Source organism: Streptomyces niveiscabiei (assembly GCF_033794345.1).
Classification (GTDB): domain Bacteria; phylum Actinomycetota; class Actinomycetes; order Streptomycetales; family Streptomycetaceae; genus Streptomyces; species Streptomyces niveiscabiei.
Genome location: NZ_JARAYJ010000085.1, coordinates 1 through 6,981 on the forward strand (window position 1 = coordinate 1; position 6,981 = coordinate 6,981).

A 6,981-nucleotide genomic window follows, 5' to 3' on the forward strand; every position below is an offset into this window, starting at 1 on the left:
ACGATCCACGGCCGAGTACTCACACCATCCCGAACGGCCGAATCCTCACATCGGTCACGCCCAACCAGGACACTTCAACAAGATCGTGTTACGAGCTCTGAGGGTTCGCGCCAGATGTTTGGGGTCATTTGGCTCGTTCTGAGTGCCGCGGTGCCGTTCTCGCACTCGCCTCGCTTGCCGGCGCAAGGCCGACCGCGAGCTCGGCGCCGCCAGCCCGGCGCCATCGGCATTTTCGTTGATCTGTGGCTCTCTGCGGGCGGCTTCGTCGATGTACTCCTCCCGCGCGCCCCAGGCCGATGACCGGCCGAGGGGACTGTGACCGACAATGGCCGCAAAGAGCTGGCGAGAGGCGCCGGGACGTGTAATGGCCCGCTCCACTCGGCAAGGAATTCGCCGTGTCCGGAAACAATCTACGCGCGGAACTTGATCTAGTGTGACGACCGTGACGAGAATTCCACTATTTCGATGTTATTGGCCTGTATTCGCATGGGCGGCGGCAGCATCGCTGGCCCTTGCCGGTGCCGGGACGGCCACACCGCCCAGTGGAGTGAAGACCGTCGGTGCGGCCATCGCCGTTGCTCCGGACTGCGCGCGACTGCGCTGCGTGGCACTCTCTTTCGACGACGGGCCGTCCCAGCACACCCCCCGACTGCTCGACACGCTGGCGTCGCACCGGACGAGGGCCACGTTCTTCGTCGTGGGCCAGCAGGTCCAGGCCCGTCCGCAGGTGGTGGCGCGGGAGGTCGCCGAGGGGCACGCGGTGGGCAACCACAGCTGGGACCACTCCCGGCTGAACCAGCTCGGCGACGACGAGGTCCTCGACCAGATCGACCGGACCGCGCAGGCAGTGCTCGCGGTGGCCGGCGTACGCCCCCGGCTGGTCCGTCCCCCCTACGGGGCCTTCAGCACCGGCATCCGGTCCCTGGGTTCTCCCCTGGTCCTGTGGGACGTGGACTCGCTGGACTGGCAGCACAAGGACAGGGACCTGACGGTACGCACCGTACTGGACAAGGTCGCTCCCGGCTCCGTCGTCCTCCTGCACGACCTCCACCCCACCACGGTCGATGCCGTCCCCGCCCTGATCGAGGGCCTCACCGCACGCGGCTACACCCTGGTCACCGTCCCCGAACTCTTCGCCGACCTGGACCTCCGCCCCGGCCGCGACTACCGCCGACGCGCGAACGCCCTCGCCTCGTATGTCCCCGCGTCGGCGCCCGGCACCGTCGTCCTGCGGCACGGACCGACCCGGTCACCACGGGGCAACGACACGTTCCGCGCCGAACGGCCGCCCGCCGGCGCCTGCCGCAGCGCACAACTCCCCAGCGGCGAGAGCGCCTTCGCGACGCGCAACGACACCGCACACGACGTAGAGATGTACCCGGCACCCGGCTGCGCCGGAAAGCCGTTCGTCCTCAGGCCGACGCACGAGCAGTACGGCCCGGTCCGCAGCTTCAGGATCATCGGGCCCGCGAGCGCCCCTTCCGCCGGCTCACCGTGGTGAGTGGCTTCCGGCCTCCGTCACGCCATTCGATGACGGTCAGCGCGCCGGCGTCCAGCGTGCTGTGATCGTCCGGGCGTGATCCCGGTCGCGGTGTCCGCACAGGCCCACCGGACCGTGAGCGGCCTCGAAGCTCTTCGCGAACGCGCGCAGGGTGTAGCCGTTTCGTGGGCGAGCGGCCAGGGAGTGATCACCCTGGCCCCGCTGTGGAGCAGCGTTACCCATGCTTTTCCTCTTCCTCGAAGTGCTTTCATCATCAGCAAAGGCACATAAAAACACCCTCACCTGAGTGGCCCACACTCCTTTGACTCACTCTGTGGATATCGACCACTATTTTTTCCATTGAAACCGCGCAGTCGTCCCGTTCGAATCATTTCCCGACTTCCCGGCTGCCCTGAATTCACCGGAGAGGCGTTTCTTCAGTGATCGATCCGTTCGATATCCCTGCACCACCCGCCGCCCACCCTTCACCTCAGCGGTGAGGACGAAAGACCGTACGCTCCTCGACCGCCTGCCGAGGAACACCGCCGGTCCGCCAGGAACCGTGCTGTACGCCGCCCAGGGCGGATACAGCGCCGTCCTCTCCGCGGTGAGCCCCACGCTCGCCGAGGCGCAGAAGACGTGGCCGATGTCGAACACGGCCATGGGGCTGTATCCGTCGCTGCTGGCCGGGGCGATGATCGTGGCCGGGTTCGGCTACACGCGCTGGGCCGCACGGAAGGGGCGGGCGTTCGTCCTGTCCGTGGCGGCGGGCGTGGTGGCGCTCGGTGCCGCTGCCGCCGCGCTCGCGCCGTCGCCGCTGGTGCTGCTGCTGGCCGTCGCAGGCCTGGGCCTGTCCACGACGGCCGTGCAGGCCGGGGTGATGTCCGCCCATGTGGACCGGGGTTCGGGAGACCAGGCGCGTCGGCTGGCGCTGAACGGTCTGTGCGCGAGCCTGGCGTCGCTCACCGGCCCGCTGGCGGTCACGATCGCCGTGCACACGGGGCTGGGGTGGCGGGGTGCGTGGTGGTGGCTCGCCGCGGTGTTCGTCGTGCTCGCGGTCCTGCTGCCCTCCGCCGTACCCGACGGGCGCGGCGGCCTCGCGGAGAGCCGGGAGCGGAGGCGGGGCCGGCTGCCGTTGTCGTACTGGTGCGTGACAGTGGGGGTCGCGGCGGGGGTGGCCGGGGAGATCTGCGTGGTCTTCTTCTCGCCCCGGGCCATGCCGGTGACCGGCCTGGTCTCGTCCGGGTCCGTGCTTCTCCTGTACTACGTCGGGGAGTTGTGCGGCCGGGCGGTGAGCTACGCGGTCACCTTCCGGCAAGGCACCGAAGGCCCGCTGCTGGCGGGGTCGCTGCTGCTCGCGCTGGGCGGCTTCGGCGCCTTCTGGCTGGCGGAGTCCACCGGGGTGCGACTGGCCGGTCTCGTGGCCGCCGGCGCGGGGATCGCGAACTTCTTCCCGATCGGCGCCTCGGTGGTGTCGGCGCGGGCCCCCGGAGCCAGCGACCAGGCCATGTCCGGCCTGCACCTGCTGGTCGGAGCGGCGACGCTGACCGGCCCCCTCCTGCTGGGCACGGTGGCCGACCGGGCGGGACTGCACGCCGCGTTCGCCCTGGTGCCCGCCTTGTTCCTGACCATGGCGGCCCTGCTCGGCGCGGGCACGCTCACCACCAGCCGACAGGACGTGGCCCGATGCCGCTGACACCGACCGAACTCCTCCTGGTCCGCCATGCCGAGGCATGGTGCAACGTCGACGACACCGTGGGCGGCCCGCGCGGGTGCCGAGGGCTGACACCGCGCGGACACGAGCAGGCCCGGCTGCTCGCCGCCCGGCTGGGCGAGCGGCACGCCGGTGACGGGCGGGTGGACGTCCTGTACGCCAGCCCCCGGCTGCGGGCCGCGCAGACGGCCGAGCCGGTGTCCCGTGCACTGGACCTGCCGGCGCTGATCCTGCCGGAGTTCCGTGAACAGGACCTCGGCGTCGCGGACGGCCTGTCACGGACCGTCCTGCACGCCGGGTTCGACGGCAACCCCGTCCTCGAACCGTGGCGCGTCCCGGCGTCCGGCGCGGAGTCCTGGTCCGCCTACGTGGCCCGCGTCTCCGCCGCCCTGACGGCACTGGCCGAGGCCCACCGGGGCCGGCGCGTGCTGGTGGTCACCCACGGCGAGGCGGTCAACGCCGCTCACCACGTCTTCCTCGGCCTGCCGCCCACCTGGCCCGGCCCACTGCCCGTGACGGTGGACAACACGGCCGTCACCCACTGGCGCGAGCAGCCGTGGGACCGGCACCGGCCCGCGCTCGGCCTGCGCTGGGACCTGTACGCCCACAACGACACCGCCCACCTCACCCAGCCCTCACTCACCACCCCCTGAACAAGGACGACCGGCACCACCATGCGCCTCCTGCTCATCTCCGACCACGCCGACCCGCTCGCCCAGCCGGGCAGCGGCTTCAGCGGCGGACAGAACGTCTACGTACGCAACCTCGCGGCCCGCCTGGCGGCCATAAGGAACACCGTCGACGTCGTCACCCGCCGGGAGTCCCCGGCACTCCCCCACCAGCAGCCGATCACCGACGGAGCGCGGGTCGTCCGGGTCACGGCCGGTGCCTGCGGGCCGCTGCCCCGGGACCGTTTCGGCGAGGTGCTCGACGCGTTCACCGAGGGCGTCGACCAGGTGTTCCGGACGGACGGCCCCTACGACGTGGTGCACAGCCACTACTGGTACTCCGGCCAGACGGCACTGGCCCTCGCCGAGCGCCACAACGTGCCGGTCGTGCACACCCACCATTCCCTGGGTGCCGTACGCCGTGCGGCCCAGGGTGAACGCCTCTCGGCGCACGCACAGGACCACTTCGACGTGCGGCACCGGGCCGAGAGCCGCATCGGGCAGCACGCCGCCGCCCTCGTCGTCAACTGCCCGGCCGAGGCGTACGACGCGCACCGGCTGTGCGCAACGCCCCTGGAGCGGGTGCGGCTGGTGCCGCCGGGGGTGGACACCTCCGTCCTGCGTCCCGTACCGCAGGAGGAGGCCCGCGCCGCCCTCGGTGTACCCGTCGGGGTACCCGTGGTGCTGTTCCTCGGGCGTCTCGAACAGCGCAAGGGCTGGGAGGAGGCCGTCGAGGCGTTCGCCCTGGTCCGCAGGCGGCTGCCCCGGGCGCGGCTGGTCGTCGTCGGCGGCTCCGCGCAGAGCCACGGGCCGGGCACCGGGCTCCTGGTCGCACTGGCGCGTGAACTCGGCGTCCTGGCCGGCGTCGACCTGCGGGGCTCCGTACCGCACGAGGAGACGGCCCTGTACTACAACGCCGCCGACGTCACGGCCGTCCCCTCGCACTACGAGCCGTTCGGCCTGGTCGCCGTCGAGTCCATGGCCTGCGGAACGCCGGTCGCCGCCACCCGCGTGGGCGGCCTGGCCTGGTCAGTCGGGGACGAACGGGTCGGCGCCCTCGTCCCCGCCCGGGATTCCGGCGCCCTCGGCAACGCGCTGCTGGGCATCCTCGACAAGGGGCGCGCCCACTTCCACCAGGCGTGCCTCGACCGGGTCGCGTCGACGTTCACCGCGCAGGCGTGGGCAGACGGTATCCGCGAGGTGTACCGGTCGGTTTCGCCGCTGCCACGGAACTGACGAGGAGGGAGTTGCCGGCGATGCCGTTGAGGCACACACGTGAGCGCGGAACTGTCCGGCTGGACGGATCCCGAGCGGGTGGCGGGGGCGTCCGGGTTCTTCCGGGGCAACGGGATGCAGTTGCCCGTCGCGTACGAACAGCAGAGCGTGCCCCGGCTGATGCGCCGCGTCGTCCCGGCACTGATCCGCCGGGGCACGGACCGGCAGGCCGCCGACTGGCTGGAGGTTCCCGCACCCCGTGGAGCCTCGCCGTCGGCGGGGCAGTGGGGGTCAGCCAGATCCTGGAGATCGCCGAGGACCGGCTCCCATTCGCCGAACACGCCCTGGACCAGCTGGGGCTGCGGCTGCCGCGCGGCCAGGAGCAGGGGTTCTACCTTCCTGAGCCGCTGAGGGACGCATGGTCGGACCGCTGACCGCGCCCCGGCGGTCTCCGTCGCCGCTGGCCGACCGCCTCGCGCCGGCCCGGCCCGTCGGTGGTGGCAGCGTTCCAGGTGCCGCTCGGCGCGCTGGGCGGCGGGGCGTGGCCCGTGGCGCCCTCGCCGTCCTGCTGGCCGCCGCGACCGCCCACGACCGGGCGCGGGCCCTCTTCGACAGCCTCGACGCCGACGGGGACGGCGTCCTCACCCCGGACGAGCTGGCCGAACAGCGCCGGCCGGCCCGGCCGTTCGTCCACGCGTTCACCGAACGCTTCGGGCAGCGCATCCCCTTCGATACCTTCTTCCGTCACCTCTACCGTGTCCACGGCCTGGACGAGTTCCTCGGCCTCGACGGCAGCGGCGCCCTCGACGCCTCCGAGCTGCGGCTGCTCCTGCTCGGCTGGGGCCTACCGGACCGCGAGACCGACCGCTACCTCGCCGCCTACGACGACGGCGACGGACAGATCTCGTTCGAGGGGTTCTACGCCGCGATGGGCCCGACCCGGCGGTTCGCCGGCCACCTTGTACGCACCGAGCGGCCGGACCGGGCCGTTCACTGACCGAGGGCTGGTGCGGCCGTACCGGGCGCCCGCATCAGGAGCCGCATGACGGACGTGGAGATCCGCAGCATCACGCCGGGCGACGTGGAGACGGTCGTACGGATGGTGCACGACCTGGCCGCGTACGAGCGGCCAGCGCACGAGTGCCGGATGACGGCGGAGCAGCTGCGCGCGGCCCTCTACGGGCATGTCGCCGAGGCCGACGGCCGGGTCCACGGCGAGGACATGTACGTGGAGCCCACCTACCGGGGTCTCGGGGTGGGCCGCGCCCTGTTCGGGGCGATGGTGCGGGCGTGTGTGCGGAACACGGGTACGAGCGGCTGGAGTTCTGGACGCTCGACCGGAACACCGACACCATCGCCTTCACCTCGTCGCTGCCCGAGGTGCCGATTCCGCGCCGCTGGGGGCCGGAGCTCGCGTTCGCCACGCCGGAGAAGCTGCATCTGCTGAACGTCCGGGCGGACCGGATGAGCCTGCGCCCGGACGACAAGGGCGAGTTCGCCCGGTGGCGTGAGCGGAACGCCGCCTCGTGGGCGGCCCGGATGCGGGCGCCCGAGCGCGGCTGGGACGACTATCCGCCGCGCCGCCTGTTCGGTTCCTACACCCGAGCGGTACTGGCCGACGTCTCGCGGGACAGCCTCTGCATTGCCCGGCCCCCGCCATGACGTGGGCAGAACGACCAGATGCCCTGACACGGTGAAGTGTGCGCACCGGGCCTGCTCCTTTTCAGGGTTTCGGGTGGGTGGTGTGGGTGTGTCGGTGGTGGACGTAGTCGCCGACGTGTTCCTCGGCCCAGTCCTGGAGGTGGTGGAGTGCGGTGGTGGCGCCGCGGGCGAGGTCGGTGAGGGCGTACTCGACGGTCGGTGGGCGGCTGGCGAGGACGGTGCGGGTGATCAGTCCGCCGGTT

8 protein-coding genes are annotated in these 6,981 nt (G+C 71.9%); 7 read left to right on the top strand and 1 reads right to left on the bottom strand.

The genetic code is table 11. The annotated features are described in order from the left end of the window. Positions 1–604 precede the first annotated feature (604 nt). The 7 genes from PV682_RS43735 to PV682_RS43765 all read left to right on the top strand — a co-directional run bounded on the left by PV682_RS43735 (position 605) and on the right by PV682_RS43765 (position 6,739). Positions 605–1,501: a polysaccharide deacetylase family protein gene (locus PV682_RS43735; protein ID WP_319738496.1), complete on the top strand. Its 897-nt coding sequence runs from the start codon at positions 605–607 to the stop codon at positions 1,499–1,501. A 475-nt stretch (positions 1,502–1,976) separates the two neighbouring features. Next, positions 1,977–3,176: an MFS transporter gene (locus PV682_RS43740; protein WP_319738498.1), complete on the top strand. Its 1,200-nt coding sequence runs from the start codon at positions 1,977–1,979 to the stop codon at positions 3,174–3,176. After that, complete coding sequence (locus PV682_RS43745; protein WP_319738500.1) at positions 3,167–3,847, top strand: histidine phosphatase family protein; 681 nt, start codon at positions 3,167–3,169, stop codon at positions 3,845–3,847. Before PV682_RS43740 ends, PV682_RS43745 begins: the two co-directional genes overlap by 10 nt. Before the next feature lie 21 nt (positions 3,848–3,868). Then, complete coding sequence (locus PV682_RS43750) at positions 3,869–5,098, top strand: glycosyltransferase (RefSeq protein ID WP_319738502.1); 1,230 nt, start codon at positions 3,869–3,871, stop codon at positions 5,096–5,098. A 263-nt stretch (positions 5,099–5,361) separates the two neighbouring features. Next, positions 5,362–5,511, top strand: coding sequence for a hypothetical protein (locus PV682_RS43755; protein WP_319738504.1), 150 nt, complete (start codon positions 5,362–5,364; stop codon positions 5,509–5,511). A 107-nt stretch (positions 5,512–5,618) separates the two neighbouring features. Further along, the gene (locus tag PV682_RS43760; RefSeq protein WP_319738505.1) at positions 5,619–6,074 is read left to right on the top strand and encodes an EF-hand domain-containing protein; all 456 of its coding nucleotides are present in this window, start codon (positions 5,619–5,621) and stop codon (positions 6,072–6,074) included. 293 nt (positions 6,075–6,367) lie between these two features. Next, complete coding sequence (locus tag PV682_RS43765; protein WP_319738507.1) at positions 6,368–6,739, top strand: FAD/NAD(P)-binding protein; 372 nt, start codon at positions 6,368–6,370, stop codon at positions 6,737–6,739. 61 nt (positions 6,740–6,800) lie between these two features. Here PV682_RS43765 and PV682_RS43770 read toward each other — a convergent pair. Next, the coding region (locus PV682_RS43770; RefSeq protein WP_319738509.1) for a winged helix-turn-helix transcriptional regulator at positions 6,801–6,981 on the bottom strand (181 nt) is incomplete at its 5' end.

Excerpts from the sequence above, each read along its gene's own strand:
- PV682_RS43750 (WP_319738502.1), top strand. The coding sequence starts at position 3,869 with ATGCGCCTCCTGCTCATCTCCGACCACGCCGACCCGCTCGCCCAGCCG.
- PV682_RS43745 (WP_319738500.1), top strand. The coding sequence starts at position 3,167 with ATGCCGCTGACACCGACCGAACTCCTCCTGGTCCGCCATGCCGAGGCA.